Here is a 15799-nt window from a genome sequence, read left to right as displayed (position 1 = left end):
AACTCGATTGCACTTTTTATTTGCCTGCTGATTCTGGTCGATTTGCACTATTGAATACCTGCTCTACTGTTAGGGCCCAGTCAACAATTACCACTGATTCCATGCAAGTAGCACCTGTAAATACCTTATCCTCATACTGTCCCTCTACCCACTGGCAAACCGTAATTCGTTGCATCTGTGGGTCAACAATCCAATACTCTAATATCTCCCTAGCGGCATACTCCGTCCGCTTATAGCGATAATCACGAACACTGTTTGCTGTTCCCGGAGAAACAATTTCAATCACTAGCGCAGGCGGCGGCATATCACGCGTGAGAGTAGCACGAGTAGCACCGATAAGGGCAGCATAAGATTCTTCTGTGTGAACCATTAAGTCAGGTAAACGACATCTGGCCCGTCGCCCCGCCACCTCAATTTCTGTATCCTTGTGAGCAATTAAATAAAATGCGAAATGTTTTAGTAGTGCAACGAATAGAAATCTTGCTAGATTGCTATTTTCCTGACTTTCTGGTGGCATCTCGACTAGTTCTCCATCCACCAACTCATAGCTCGTGTCTGTACCATCGTCATAGGTAAGATACTCCTCAAAGGTCAGCAGTTTTTGGGTTTTCGTCGTTTGGGTCATTTGCTTTGCCTTCTTACCCTACACAGACTACCACTGAATATTACTGCTATTCTAATCTAATACGGTTCGGTTAAAGAGAATCGTAGGTTGGGGAGCAACTGCCCTATTTCAGTTGTAAAAAATATCAGCATGAGTAAAGCTCGTTCTAAGCTTATCGAGTATGGTTTTGCTAACCTGGCTCATCAGCACATTGGAAAATTGTATACAAATCCAGATGTTGAATCTCTCATGAGACTTGCTTTTGAGCGCACTGTAAAAGACTTTCATGCTGGGGTGTTTAGCGCAGGCTAACACTGCTCTGTGCCTCTGTGTGAAATTTTCATCTATCTATATGATATGTAATCTCTAATGCTAAAAATTTCTAACCTCAACGTTTATTACGGTGAAAGCCACATTCTCCGCAATGTAGATTTAAGCGTACCATATGGGCAAATGATATGCTTAATTGGACGCAATGGTGTAGGTAAATCTACATTACTTAAAACAATTATGGGATTACTCAAATCCCGTAGCGGTACAATTAACTTAGGTGGAGAATTAATCAACTCGAAATCTCCAGACCAAAGGGCGAAGTTGGGAATTGGTTATGTTCCCCAAGGACGAGAGATTATCCCCCGGTTGACAGTCAAAGAAAATCTGCTGTTGGGGTTGGAAGCTAGACGCAAACCAGTAAAAAAAGCAGAAATTCCAGAGGAAGTTTTTAGCTTATTCCCGGTGTTAAAAACCATGCTTTCGCGGATGGGTGGTGATTTGAGTGGGGGACAGCAGCAACAATTAGCGATCGCACGTGCTTTAATGGGAGAGCCTCAATTACTCGTATTGGATGAACCCACTGAAGGTATTCAACCCTCAATCATCCTCGAAATTGAAGCCGCAGTCCGTCGCATTGTCGAAACCACAGGCATTTCGGTTTTATTGGTAGAGCAACATTTACACTTTGTCCGTCAGGCCGATTACTATTACGCTATGCAAAAAGGTGGTATTGTCGCCTCCGGTTCCACAGATGAACTTAGCCAAGATGTGATTCAACGCTTTTTAGCTGTTTAATTTTTGATATTTCTATATCAATAGTGTCGGAAGCAATCAAGTCTGCTGCTTCTTGTAAAAGCTCATGTTGTTCCTTTTGAATTGCTTCTAAGCGACTAGAAATTTCTGCTAATCGCTGTTGCTTACTTGGTTGAAAATTCTCCGATAGCAAAACTGGCAAATTATCAATTGTTTCACTAGCAGTCATTCGTTGAACAGCAAAACTGCCAACTTTAGTTAAGGATAGAAAACTAACTTTAATCAAAGCCTGAAGCAATTTTAATGGAACTTGCAGTATTGACCAACTAGCTGTTTCAATCAAGCGGACGATTGCTTTGATGATGCTCCAGACCAGAGCGATCGCAAACAAAAAAATCACTATACTAATAATTGGGTGATTAGTTGCCCAACCTAGTATTTGAACTAACCTAAAAAATGTTGGGTGTTGTGTCAGCCAATCACTTACAGAAGATGTCATTGCATCTTTAACTGCACCCGATGTTGTACTCTTAAATTTGTCAGCAGTTTGCCAAGTCTGTTCTAAGCTTGTCGTAACTGTATCAATTGCTTTATCAGTCGTTGTAGTTGCTGTTGCCTTCAAAGACTCCCCAACTTGTTGTGCTGAGTTATTTAAAGAGTTAACATTTTCACCGACAAAATCTTTCACATTTTGTAAGCGTTGCAAAACTTCGTTAGATAAATGTATGTCTATTTGGGATGCCATAAAACATTTCACCGAGGTTGAAATCTAACCCGTAACCCATCTTTAGGGCGATTGCTGGGAACCAATACTGTTTCTAAACTTTGATTGGGTAATATCTCCCAATGATAATTGCGTAGAAGATGAGCAGCAATAATCTTCATTTCCATTTTGGCAAAGGCTATACCAATACAGATGCGTGGCCCACCGCCAAAACCAACTAAACTAAAAGGATACTTTTTATGTTCTTGGCGCTGAGGACTGAAACGTTCTGGATCAAAACGCTCTGGTTCAAGGTAGATTTCCTTTAGGCTATGAGTTATCACAATTGAATAAAGCAACCGCCAACCAGCAGGAACGTGATAACCATTAAATTCAAAGTCTTTAATTACACCACGAAACCCACCTCCGACAGGTTGATGCAATCTTTCGACTTCCCACAAAACCTGATCTAAATAGGGCATTTTCCCTAATTGTTCTAAATCCAAATTCCCTTTATTTGCAAGTTGTAATTGTTCAACTCTTGCTTTTTCGAGTACTTCTGGATGACGGGCTAACTCTGTACACAACCAAGTCAGCATCGAAGTAGTAGTTTCATGTCCAGCGAAGAGTAACAGCACCGCTTGGGCAATGATTTCTTTTTCACTTAGCCTATTACCATCTTCATCTTTAGCTTGGATTAACAAGCTGATGGTATCTTTAGTTGGGTTTTGCTGACGTTCTCTAACAACTTGAGTTAGATGCTCTAAAATCTGATCGCGAGCGGCTATAGCTTTACCAAATGTAGTAAATGGTAATGGCAACGGATTAATAGCAAACAGCCCATTTGTCAAAGTTGTAAACAACTGGCTGAGGCGCACACATTCAGCCCCAGGACGCGTACCCAACAACAATTGACTAGCAATATCAAATGTTAGCTGTTTAAACTCTTGAAACCAGGTAAACTCCTGTTTTTTCTCCCACTTTTGAAGATAGCCGCGCGTAATATCTTCCATTGTGGAGACATAATTCGCCAATGCTGGGCCATGCAACGCCGGCATCATCAAGCGGCGATTTCTGCGGTGTTCCTCTCCATCTTGCAGAAAAAGCGATTCACCTAGTAATGTCTTGAAATTATCAGGCCATCCCTCGCGCCAAGAAAAATTCTCCATGTGGGTTGACAAAATAAACTCTAGTGCCTCCGGTCCTGCCATTACCACAGTTGGTCTGCCAAGAAGATGGGTTTTGTAGATAGAACCATACTGGCGATAGCGCTTTTTGGCAAAATCGGGGTCGAAAACAAAGGAGAGTGTTTCACCTAATACTGGTATACCAAAGCTTCCTGGCGGTGTTTGATTACTTTTCATGTCAAGTTTAGAAATTACCTATTGGCAGAAATACAATATTTTTTAATTGGTCTGAGAAATCCGGGTATCCACAATTTACATCAAAAGATTCCTGATGGAAGACGAAAGATAAGTTTGGCAATTCATGAATTATACGTGTTAACTTAACGTGAAAGTCATGTAACACAAGGAACTAAAGTTCAAAACGTGTGAGTCAGCCAACAGTTAAGCTATTTCTAGGCTTTTGTTGACATCAATGTAACCTCCGGGAAGCCTTCGGCTACATGAATTGCTCCTACGTAAAAATAAGCGTTTTGGCTATTGTTTACGTAAGTCCTGAGTAAGATAAATTTAATACTAGTATAATCTTCTAAACAATATAACTTCACAAAATAAACCTATGAAAAAGAATAGTGTCTTAACCACAATATTAGTGCTAGGAATTGCAATATGTGGAGTTTTACCTGGAAGGAAAGCCCTTTCACAGACAAGTCAAATTTGTGCATCATCTTCTATTCCAACAGGTTTTGTTGTCACTAGTATCTCTACTAACTTTATTGAGTGTGGTAATTCTTTTAATAATCTTCTAATAATTCAAAATGCTAGTGTTATTTCACCCGGTAGTTTATTAAATGTTTGCCCATCATCTCCTACTCCAACAGGTTTTGTTGTAACTAATATTTCCACTAGTTTTACTCAGTGTGGCACTTCTTCTTTTAGGAATAATATTAGAACAATCCAGCGTGCTGATGGCTTACCTCTTAATACTTTATTAAATATTTGCTCATCATCTCCTGTTCCAACAGGTTTTGTTGTAACTAATAGTTCCACTAGCTTGACTCAATGTGGTGGTTCTTCTTTTGATAATATTAGAACAATCCAGCGTGTTAGCTAATTAGTTTTATCTCCCGAAGTTTGCAGAAAGATTCAGTGTTAAGGTCTAAGCTTTATGCTGCGATTCAGTCTATGACACCAGAAGCTTTAGTATATAAAGGTTTAGTAGAGAGTAAATCTAGTATTTTGGAGTGGCTAGAGGAGGGCTGAGGTATAAAATATGTGTTTAAATATTGCTTTATTTAGATTTGGGAATGTCATTGCACAGTTTGCGATCGCTATCATTTATATTGTCGTTACTGTTTAGATAATTCTGCGCCAACTTACAACTTTGCTTTAGGAGTTCATCTAAATCAAAATTCCATAATGCAACTGTGTAATTACCAGCAGCAGCTATGCTTTTACCGTCAGGACTAAAACTTACATCTCCTGTTCCAAGACGTTGGTAAGTACTGAGTAATTCACCATCTTCAACATTCCAAAGCTTGATTGTTTTTTCTGTAGCTGAAGCAATCATCTTATTATCATAACTAAAACTAATACTACTTACCTTATCGGTTTCTGTAAGTGGCTTATGGTTATTAATGACAGTGCCATCCCACTTCCAAAGCTTAACCTTTTTATCATCACTAGCTGAAGCAATCATCTTACCATCTGGACTAAAAATTACGCGGTTCACTTTACTGTCATGCTGCATAGGTGTTTCAGTTGTAATTTGTGTACCATCACTCCGCCAAAGTTTTATAGTTCTGTCACTAGCTGAAGCGATAATATTACCATCTGGGTTAAAACTAACGCTATTGACTTCATCATCCTCTGATATGTTCTTAATCGGAGTTCCATCGGGTCTCCAGATTTTAATAGTTTTATCTTTACTGGCTGAAGCGATCGTCTTACCATCAGGGCTGATACTCACACTGTTGACCACATCCTGATGTATAGGAAAAGTTTCTAAAAACTCTACTTCTCTACCCGGCTCGTTTTGAATCTGCCAGAGTTTTACAGTGTCACGAACCCCAATAATAGCTATTGTCTCGGTGTTAGGAATAAAGTTTATATCACTGATACGATTTATATCAGGCTCTTTTTTAAAAATTAGTAAATCTTTAATTTGTTTACCATCAAACTGCCATAGTTTTACTTCATTTTCATCAGTATAAGTTGCTAATGTCTTTCCATCAGAGGAAAAATTGACATTTTTAACTGAACTTTCGTTTTGATTGGGAATAGAAATTAATTTGCCATCCCGCCAAAATTGTATTTCACTGCCAGAACTAACTAACATTTGAGAATTTACACTATAAATAGGGTTTGGGGTATCAATAGTTTGAATGACACTACCATCAATCCTTCGGGCTTCTATATAGCTTTGATATTCAATTCCTATAGTCTGGCTATCAGAGCTGAAAACTATGTTAGCTATACTCTCATTTTCCTTGTCAGAAATGCTGCTTTTGGTATCTAAAGTTGCAAGTTCAGTGCCATCAATTCTCCATAGTTCTATGTAGGTGCTATATTGAATACCTATTGTCTGACTATCAGAACTGAAAACCACTTGCGCTATTCTCTCCTCGTTCTTTCCTGGAAGTCTTTTCCAGGGTGTACCATTCATCTTCCAGAGTTGCACTGTGTTTTCTTTGTCATCTAAATTGCGAATAGCTAGTGTTTTTCCATCAGGGCTGAAATCGATTTTTATCAAACTACTACCCTTTCCTAGTATAGTTTGAATTAATTTGTTATCTCGTTGCACGAATTTTAAAATATTATCCCCGTCTAAAATGACGAGGCTTTTGCCATTATTACTTAAACCCATACTTTCAATAGAATCGGTGTGATATTTCAAGGTTTTTATCTCTTCGCCATTTCGTCGTTTCCAAATTTTAATAGTTTTATCTTTGCTAGCCGTAGCAATGGTTTGTCCATCGCGGCTGAAACTGATTTTGTAAACTGTATCCTTATGCCCTGTGAGAGTTGAGATTGGTTTACCATCATTTTCAAATAAGCTCACACTATAGTTATTGTTACTAATGAGAGCAATAATTTTCCCATCGGGGCTAAAACTTCCGTCGATAACCTTTCCTTCAAGAGTGTTTACAACAGCACCATCACGTCCCCGCAGTTGAACCATACTGTCTTTACTTGCAGATGCAAGTATCTGACTATCTTTGCTGAAACTAACTGCTGAATTACTACCTGGAAGAGTGGAAAGTAAAAGTAGCTTTTTACTGTCAAGTTGCCAAAGTTGCACTCTGTTTTTGTCACTAGTAGATGCAATTATCTGACCGTTTGGGCTAAAACTAACATTTTTAATTGGACTATTATCAGAGGTTTGGAACTGCCTACCTTCAAGATTCCACAATTTTATTGTGTAGTCATAACTCCCTGAAGCAAGCATCTTGCCATTTGGACTCAAACTCAAGCTAGTAACCCCTTGTGTATGTCCATTGAGTAATTCAAATATAGTGTTGATGTTATCTGGCGAAGATAGTGAAATTCTATTATCATCAATTGAAAAGGAAGCTAAGATTTGAGTCTCAGGGCTAAATTTACTATTATTACCAAACAATAATACATTATTACTCAAATCAATATTGCTATGATACAACTTTAAGCCGCCCCATCCCAAACGATTAATGCTTTTACTATCATTGCTTAAGTTAACACCAACAACAGCCCCGCTTAAATAAAAAACTTTACTGCTTTTAGCATTAAGCTCCCATACTTGTACGATGCTATTGTGATTTTCAGAAATAATTTTTTTTGAATTACGACTAAAAATAAAACTTCTAATTGTATCTTTATGATTTTTTAATTCTTTAATTAATTTATTATGCTTATTCCATATTTTTAGAGTTCCTGCTTCAGTAAGCCAAGCAATCATCTTTCCGTCAGGACTAAAACTGATACTAGTAATAGCATCCTGAACATTCTTAGGGTTTTTACTGGCTTTAGCTTGAATATTTTGGGGTTGTTGAATTGAATTTATACGCTCAGAAATATTTTGTTTGTTATCATTGCTGACAGGAGCCTCATTTTTATTATCTTGAGGAGTATTGATATTGGTGGGAATTTCTGTACCATCAAGATTCCAGAGCTTCACGGTTCCATCTTTAGTGCCAGCAGCAATTATTTTGCTATCCGGGCTGAAAGTGAGAGTGGTAATGCTATCGGGATGTTTAATAGACTTCCCCTCCCCGTATTTTCTGCCATCAGAATGCCACAGTATTATTGTTTTGTCATCACTACCAGAGGCAATCAAATTACCATCAGGACTAAAACTAACGGTGTTAACAGCACCACTATGTCCTTCTAGGGTGTTGCTCTCTCTAATTCCATAACTTGCTGATTGTAAAGCTGTAACTACCTGGTACTTAGTATTATCTTTAATTGGAAATTTCCAAGAATTCGACAACTTTAATTGCTTCCCTGCCTTTATGCCTTGTATCAGTGCTTTCATATCTTGATAAGCAGCTAAACGTCCGTCTGAAACTGCACTCATGGCGTTTAGCTCAGAATTATTACCATTAATAAATGCCAAGAAGGAAACGATCGCAAACCCACTAGCTACAGTTGCTAATCCCGCCAGTCCAATTCCAGTTATCCGTGCATCTCGTAATTGCTTTTGCAGAACCCTATTTAGTTCTTCTTGAGTACGCTGTTGCTGTTCTTCTGCTTCTTTGAGTTTTGCCAGTAATTCTGCACTGCGTTGTTGGCGGATAAACGGTACTAAATAATCATGCACCAATTGATATCGATCAGCCGGAGTTTCTAGTACTCGAAACACCAACCCTGAACCTACAAGAATCTCAAGTACCAAGTCTAAATTTTGCGATTCTGTTGCTAAATCTTTTACTAATTCAGCGCGAGTCTTCAGAGGGCGAGTATTATTTTCATTAGTCAGCAAGTACAAAACTAACTGAGCAGCGCGTTCATTTTCTAAGCCACAGTCTTTAACTACTTCTTCTAAAAATCGCTCTACTAGTTTCTCTTTTAACCAGTGTTTTCTATACTGTTCAAGCGTCGTAATTTTTTCTGTTTGCAGTTGTGCCCCAATTACCTGTAATTCAATAGGACGCACTTCTCGTAACTCACTTGCTAAATCCTCTACCAACGCATCTATCAAATCAGGTGCTAGAGAAAACTGGGAGTTTTTAGTGAAGCTTTGAATGACGGATTTGGCAACTGATGGTGAAAAATTCCCTAAGTAGTAGAGGATATTTTTATCTAAAATGTCGTTGTCAATGATTGGTAACTCTGTGGTGCGACTCCACTCTAATAAGTAATGCAGATAATCTTGTCTGAGTGACAAGATAACTTTTACATAAGAAATGTTGAGACAATCACGCAAAAAATCATAAAAACTTCGTCTGCTAGCTTGGTCTTTATAAGCAAAGAAAAACTCTTCAAACTGATCAAAAATTAGCACTGTTACCAGATTGCGATTTTCATTTTGCTGCAATTGTTCAATAATTGCTGCTGATGTTTCAACTGGTGCAGGCAACCGAACGCCTCTCACTTCTTCTAGTTTTTCTACCAACAGCCTGCCACATTCCTTTTCCCAAGCAGTATAAACTTGCACTAAAATTGGTAGAGTTTCCAGCCCATCAAATGAAGTGAGTTGTAGAACTGGCAATAATCCAGCTTGCACAATTGAGCTTTTACCCACGCCAGATTGTCCGTAAATTACGGTGAGTTTACAATCTGTTCTGCCAATACGATGGAGCAGACTCTTAATATCCTGCTGTCGTCCAAAAGCGGCTACAACTTCCCCAAATATGTCTTTTGATGGTTGATTGGGTGAGTTAGCTGGGTTGATTGCCTGTCGTCGGGGCTGTAAACGTCCCGCACCGATAAAAGCTCGAAACCCATATTGGCTCTCTATCTCACGCTGTTTTTGCTTAAGCTGAAAGGCTTGTTGGTAGTCTTTTTGCTCGAATTTAAGATCGTGCAACTCTTCCAATATCTGAATATAAAGCAGGGGATTATATTGAGGCTGACTTTCATTTTTAGCCTTTTCTAAGGTGTTGACAGCTTCGTTAAGTTGACCCAATTTTCGCTGGCTTTTTGCTAAAATAAAGTGATATAGTCCCTGTTCTTGTGGTAAAAAATTAGGGATTATCTCTAATGTTTCTAGAGCATTTTGAGCCAGTTCATGGGCATCATTCCAGCGTAACTGTTCTAGGGCGACTTCCGCTAAAAAGCCATAATCTTGAGCAATTTGCTTGGGAGCGTCATAGTTTTGATGCAGTTTCAGTGCTTTGTGAGCTAGTTGATGTAGGTCTTGCCAAGCTTTTAAACGGCGCAAAACTTCCCCAAGTTGACTAATATGTTTAGCAACTAATTCGGGATGTTGAGCCTGTTCAAAAATGTTTAGGCTTTGCTGGAAATAACTTCTCGTTTCTTCCCAATAAATTTGATTTTCTATTGGTTGTTGTTCGGCTTTGCTGTAATAAGCTAAGGCGATATTTAGCAGTAATATTCCTTGCCGATCTAAATTGTTACTTTGCTGCCAATAAGTCAAGCTTTGCTGATAATTAGCGATCGCTAAATCTAGCCGATTACTTCTATAATCCAGCAAGCCCAACATAAATGCCAAACTAGCTTGGAGTTCTGGATCTGATTCTTGCTGATCGCTAGCTAAATCCTCCTGCACGGCTTTGAGGTCAAAACCATCTAAACTAAAGTCAGCATCACTACTAAAGGCTTGCTCTGCTTTTTGGCGCAGGGATTTCACCATATCATCGGATGCAATGGTAAATTGAATCGGTGGACTAGCCCAGCTATTGAAATCTGGTGCTAACCGCCCCAATCTATGCAGTATCCTATCTGTTACCCACAATATTATGGGGAAGGCAAAATCGCTCTTGAATTTATCTCGCGTTTTATTAGCAGCAACAAGCAGATCGTCAAGTGCTTGAACTGACTCTAAACCTAAAACCATCAAAGCGGCTGGTGGCTGATCTTCTACTTGGTGCAGGATGTTGCTATAAAGTTTTGTGGTGGATGACGGTAGAACTAATTCGGCAAATTCAACACTGCATTGCTGGCGTAACCTTTGTAGTATCTGCTCTTGCAAACTAGTGTAATTGCACCGCACCAAAATTAAAGAAAAGCGTTTTTGAGTTAGTTTGAGTGTACGTGCTAGTGTTTGTAGCGATCGCTCATTATCTGGCAAGATATTCTCTAATCCGTCTAATTCAGACATAATCTTACTTCCTTAGCTGTTGCCACAACTTAAATTTTGCCGTTTCTGTTAAAAGCGGATTGAGAGCAAACCAGCGCCCTTGATTATCCTGATATTCAAAGACGAACAGGCTACGTAACAGGGTTTGGTATTCTTTGTCACCCTTGACTCTCTGTTCTTGTACTACTTGAAACAGCAAATCCCATTCTTCATCATCAACGGAAAGGATCAGGCGATCGCGGGCATCCCGAATTACAGATTCTAGGATATTCCGAGAAATCGGCGGATCTACTTCCTGGAGACAACGAAACAGCATTCCTAGCAAGTTTCGGACATGTCCACCACTAACGCTGCACAACCTCTCTAAAGTCTCAGGTGAATCAAAAACTTTTGTAATTAACCCTAATCTTTCCTCTGCCGGAATATCTGGAAAAGCCCTGGCCAAAACCATCTGCTGCAATAGCTGCATTCCTGCCAAATACTCAGTTCCATCTCTGAGTTGCACTGGAATCATCGGCAAAACTTTCGGGTCAACTCCACCACCCAAGCGGTTTTTCAGCGCTTCGCAGTCATTAGAAAAAATCAATGACAAAGGCAGAGTATAAACCAAATGGCAATTCAGTTTACGTAGCTGTTCCCCCCGTTCAATAAAAAGATATTCTGGTAGCGATCGCCCTGATGAAGTGGGTCGATTGTCTATTCGATCCAGATTATCAACAATCACCACCAATCCTTTTTGACCGCGTTGCTTTAGTTGCTCAGTGGCAACTGTGATAATCTCTTCGTTAATAAACTGCAAAATTCTATTCGTTTGCGGTTCCAAATACTGTCTTAATTTAGAACGCAGTTTAGGACTATCTTTCGTTTTGGCTGTGATTTTGCCAATCCCTGCGGGGAGAGAAAATTCTAATTGACCATCAGTGCTACCCTTGATTTTAGCTCCCATCAACTCCGTTTCAGCCGTCACTAATACTGGTGTCTGCAAAAACTCCCAGACTCCATTCAGGAAAGATTGAAAACCTTGGGGTTGCAGATTAACGTTAACCTGCTCTAAACTTTCACCTACCCGCCGGGCGATCGCCAGCATAATATCTGTAATATCTACGTCTGTTTCATCCAAATCTTTGGTGGACTCAAAGTAGACTACATGAAATCCTTCACTTTGCAACTCGGTTTTCAGCCGCGATAACTCAGTAGATTTACCACAACCAATATGTCCGGTAAATAACTGGCAGGTGGGTTTATTCGGGGATAATCGGGTAATAGTCCGCTTCAGGGCATCAATAATTTTGCCACCCCGCACACTAGCAAAGTCAATATAGTAGAGTTTATCCTCTGAATTAGCCAAGACTAACGTTCTACTGGGATCGCAAGCATCAAAGAATCTCTGTAAATCCAAGTTCATCATAGTTTTTGCATTTTCTTTATGACTAACTAAATACAGTAGAAACACGAAATTTTGCGTCTCTACTGCCGCCATCATTTTCTAAATTGGTATCACAACCAAATAATTTGTAATTACGAATTACAATGAATAATCTAGGCTGTTTACCCGTAATTATACTAGGTTTGTTCTAACGGAGAATTTAACTAATGGTTGCGAATGTTAACGAAATTCAGCCTTATTCAAGGTGAAATAAAAAAGCGTAGGCGTTCGCGTAGCGTCTCGTAGAGAAGCCCGCCGTTGGCGTTCGCGCAGCGTGTCGTAGACAAGCCTCTGTCTGCCACACGCTGCGCGAACGTAGAGAAGGCATCGCCAAAAAAATAAATTCTTTTGCCCCATGCCCAATAACTTTATCAGCTATTATTCTTCGGTTTACGCAATTGCTGAGAACCAATTGGGCCGAGAATTTGGTTAAGGCTACGCAATTGCTCTGCTGTACCCATACCAATTAGCCGATCGCCTGGCATTAAGACTGTATCGCCAGTGGGGCCACCGATTAAAGTCCCATCAACACGGCGAATTGCCAGAACCAATGCCCCAGATTGCGATCGCAATCTCGCTTTTTGCAAACTTTGACCCACAAAGGGACAAAAAGCCGGGTCGAGTAAAAATTCTTCCATATATAATTGACGGTCTGCACCTGTCAAAATCCCGTCTACAAAGTCTAATACTTGGGGTCTGAGAGCCGCAGCAGCCATGCGCTTCCCACCAGTAATATAGGGGGATATGACTTCATCTGCACCACCGCGTCGTAACTTCTGCAAAGCTTCTTCTGTACTTGCCCGTGCGATCACCCGAATTCCCGAATTTAGTGTTTTTGCTGATAAAACAATGTATAAATTTTCGGCATCGGAAGGCAGGGCTGCAACAATACATATTGCCCGTTCAATACCAACTTTCAAAAGTGTGTCATCTAATGTAGCGTCACCTTGATATGCCGTATAACCTTCTGCCTGCGCCCTTTGTACAGATTCCATGTCAGCATCAATCACTACAAAAGGTGCGTCTTCTGCCCGAAATTCCTTGGCAATTTGACGACCAGTGCGGCTAAATCCACAAATGATGTAGTGTTCTGTTAGGGATTCCATTAACCGCCTCTGTTGCTGTAGCCGAATTCCTTCTTGAAAGTAGCCTTGAATGATCGCTTCTGTAAATCTGTTGACAATGTAACCGATATTGATTACACCCAACAAAATCAGGGCAATTGTAAATAACCGCCCTCTACTACCTAGTGGGTGTGTCTCGCTATATCCCACAGTCGCAAGAGTGATCACTGTCATGTAAGCCGCATCTTCCCATGACCAACCCTCCACTAGCCAGTACCACAAAGTGCCAATTAGGAAAACACCGCCAAGAGCGATCGCCCCGGCCATTAACTCCTTTTGGATACGTTGATATTTTTGCTCCAGTGTTGAAAATGTTATAACAATAGTACTTTTAGCCTAATTTTTCTAGTTTTCTACTAACTTTATACCATTCGTTCTATTTAGTACATTTAAACTAAAAGTTATCTAAACTAATAGTCCAAACTCAATACTCCTAAGACATAATCCGAGCATCCACCGTAGGCGATACCTTCTCTACGTTCGCGCAGCGTGTCGCAGACAGAGGCTAGGCGTAGCTTGCTTCCACGGAGTGGTACGCAAACGCAAAACTTTTCGCTTTACTGACATTCTTTTAGTACTACTCAATCACCATACTGTACTGTGTAGATATTAGCTGCAAGTGTAGATAACTAGAGATGATCGCTGCTGTTGTTCGACCTCTGAATTTGCTAATTGCTTTGCTGCTATCTTGTTGTTTTTTGCTCACAAGCTGTCACCCAACACAGATGAAAAGCAAAGCATCTCAGGTAGCTCAATTAGTTTTAGTTTCATTAAGTGACCCGACTACTTTTAACTATGCCATTAATGATTCTCCATACAGTGTCTTTTCTTTCATTTACAAAGGATTGATCGATGAGAATGTTATAACTACCAAGTTGGAGCCAGGGCTGGCAGAATCTTGGTCAATATCAGCTGATCAAAAGCGAATTATTTTTACCTTAAAAACAGGATTGAAATGGTCAGATGGGGAACCTCTCACGGCAGATGATGTAGTCTTTACCTATCGAGACATTTATCTTAATAAAAAAATTCCCACTTTATATAGAGATTTTTTACGTATTGGCAACACAGAAACTTTCCCGTCAGTGCAGAAACTAGATGAACTGCGAATTGAGTTTACTTTTGCGGAACCATTTGCTCCTTTTTTGAGATACGCCGAAAAACTAGCGATTTTGCCGGCTCATGCCTTGCGTTCTTCTGTATTATCCACTGATGCTAATGGTAATCCTCAGTTTCTCTCAATGTGGGGAACCAATACTGATCCGCAAAAAATCATCTGTAATGGCCCTTACCAAATAGAAAGTTATACTCCTTCTGAACGGGTGATTTTACGACGTAATCCCTATTACTGGCGCAAAGATATTCAAAGAAACCCTCAACCTTATATTCAACGTATTGTCTGGCAAATTATTGCTTCTACAGAAACTCAGTTACTCAGATTTCGCTCAGGAGAACTGGATAATTTAAATGTGACACCAGCAGTATTTGGGTTACTCAAGAAAGAGGAAAAACGAGGAAAATACTTTATTTATAATGGTGGGCCTACTGCGGGTTTTAGCTTTGTGGGTTTCAATCTCAACCAAGCTATTAATCCCAAAGGTAAGCCTTTTATAGACCCAATCAAATCTCGATGGTTTAATAACTTAGTTTTTAGGCAAGCAGTTGCCTATGCCATTGATCGTAACCGCATGAAAACTAATATCTATCGCGGTTTAGGGGAAATCCAACATTCGCCAATTGCTGTTCAAAGTCCTTTTTATTTGTCCCCAGCAGCCGGGTTAAAAGTTTATGATTATAATCCCCAGAGAGCTAGGCAGATGTTGTTAGAGGCTGGTTTTAGGTACAACTCCCAAAAAGAACTGTTAGACCAAGATGGAAATCGGGTGCAATTTAATCTTTTGGTGAAATCGGAAGATCAATCAAGAATCGATGCCGCAGTTCAAATCCAACAAGACCTCAGGCAAATTGGGATCAAAGCAGATATGCAGGTAGTCAGTTTTAACGTAGTATTGCAAAAGTTACTCTCTCGTCGAGATTGGGATTGTTATGTAGGTGCGTTTGGTGTTCCCGGTGCAGATGTTGAACCTAACCTTTTATCTTTATTTTGGACTAGTCAAGGCTCATTTCATCAGTTCAACCAAGGTGCTGCACCAGGAAAACCTCCACTCCAAGGATGGGTAGTTTCTGAATGGGAGAGAGAAATTGACAGTCTTTTTGGCGCAGGAGTCAAAGAACTAGACCAAAGCAAGCGCAAGGCGATTTATGGCAGGTTTCAACAAATCGTTGCTGAACAGTTACCGATATTCTGCCTTGTAAATCCAATCTCGTTTCAGGCGGTGCGGGAACGTGTCAATCCCATCAAGTTTTCTGCCTTGGGGCCAACTTTTTGGAATATTGATGAACTGAAAATTACAGAAAAATAATTCCAATCAAAAAATGTGTCCAAGCCTGACTCGTCAAAAGCGTAGGCTAGTATTTGACACTACCCCGTTTATAAAACCTACGGTGTACACACAAGTCCTAAAAACCTAGCTTGATAAGACTTTCCTCGTTTT

The 15799-nt window shown here is 39.9% G+C and carries 10 protein-coding genes; 4 read left to right on the top strand and 6 right to left on the bottom strand.

The genetic code is table 11. From position 1 onward, the window contains the following. Positions 1 to 16: 16 nt before the first annotated feature. Positions 17 to 625, bottom strand: coding sequence for a Uma2 family endonuclease (locus VB740_RS07565; protein WP_323199427.1), 609 nt, complete (start codon positions 623 to 625; stop codon positions 17 to 19). A gap of 129 nt (positions 626 to 754) precedes the next feature. Here VB740_RS07565 and VB740_RS07560 point away from each other — a divergent pair, with 129 nt between their 5' ends. Next, positions 755 to 916 carry a hypothetical protein gene (locus VB740_RS07560; RefSeq protein ID WP_323199426.1) on the top strand — a complete coding sequence of 54 codons (162 nt, stop codon included), beginning with the start codon at positions 755 to 757 and terminating at the stop codon, positions 914 to 916. A gap of 57 nt (positions 917 to 973) precedes the next feature. Then, complete coding sequence (gene urtE, locus VB740_RS07555; protein WP_323199425.1) at positions 974 to 1672, top strand: urea ABC transporter ATP-binding subunit UrtE; 699 nt, start codon at positions 974 to 976, stop codon at positions 1670 to 1672. Here urtE and VB740_RS07550 read toward each other — a convergent pair. Beyond that, positions 1635 to 2375, bottom strand: a complete 741-nt coding sequence (locus VB740_RS07550) for a hypothetical protein (RefSeq protein ID WP_323199424.1) — start codon at positions 2373 to 2375, stop codon at positions 1635 to 1637. The two genes, urtE and VB740_RS07550, sit on opposite strands and share 38 nt — an antisense overlap. Positions 2376 to 2383: 8 nt before the next feature. Further along, positions 2384 to 3697, bottom strand: a complete 1314-nt coding sequence (locus VB740_RS07545) for a cytochrome P450 (RefSeq protein ID WP_323199423.1) — start codon at positions 3695 to 3697, stop codon at positions 2384 to 2386. A 379-nt stretch (positions 3698 to 4076) separates the two neighbouring features. On the opposite strand from VB740_RS07545, the gene VB740_RS07540 reads away from it, so the two are divergent. Next, positions 4077 to 4571: a hypothetical protein gene (locus VB740_RS07540; RefSeq protein WP_323199422.1), complete on the top strand. Its 495-nt coding sequence runs from the start codon at positions 4077 to 4079 to the stop codon at positions 4569 to 4571. 177 nt (positions 4572 to 4748) lie between these two features. Here the strand turns inward: VB740_RS07540 and VB740_RS07535 are convergent, their stop codons facing one another. From VB740_RS07535 to VB740_RS07525, 3 genes are all read right to left on the bottom strand, one after another. Then, complete coding sequence (locus tag VB740_RS07535) at positions 4749 to 10715, bottom strand: hypothetical protein (protein ID WP_323199421.1); 5967 nt, start codon at positions 10713 to 10715, stop codon at positions 4749 to 4751. 4 nt (positions 10716 to 10719) lie between these two features. Beyond that, complete coding sequence (locus VB740_RS07530) at positions 10720 to 12099, bottom strand: P-loop NTPase fold protein (protein WP_323199441.1); 1380 nt, start codon at positions 12097 to 12099, stop codon at positions 10720 to 10722. A gap of 392 nt (positions 12100 to 12491) precedes the next feature. Next, positions 12492 to 13511: a potassium channel protein gene (locus tag VB740_RS07525; RefSeq protein ID WP_323199420.1), complete on the bottom strand. Its 1020-nt coding sequence runs from the start codon at positions 13509 to 13511 to the stop codon at positions 12492 to 12494. A gap of 368 nt (positions 13512 to 13879) precedes the next feature. On the opposite strand from VB740_RS07525, the gene VB740_RS07520 reads away from it, so the two are divergent. Next, positions 13880 to 15667: an ABC transporter substrate-binding protein gene (locus tag VB740_RS07520; RefSeq protein ID WP_416289411.1), complete on the top strand. Its 1788-nt coding sequence runs from the start codon at positions 13880 to 13882 to the stop codon at positions 15665 to 15667. Positions 15668 to 15799 lie beyond the last annotated feature (132 nt).

Source organism: Nostoc sp. UHCC 0251, from assembly GCF_034932245.1.
In the GTDB taxonomy this organism is placed as follows: domain Bacteria; phylum Cyanobacteriota; class Cyanobacteriia; order Cyanobacteriales; family Nostocaceae; genus Nostoc.
This window is presented reverse-complemented; position numbering and strand designations above follow the sequence as displayed.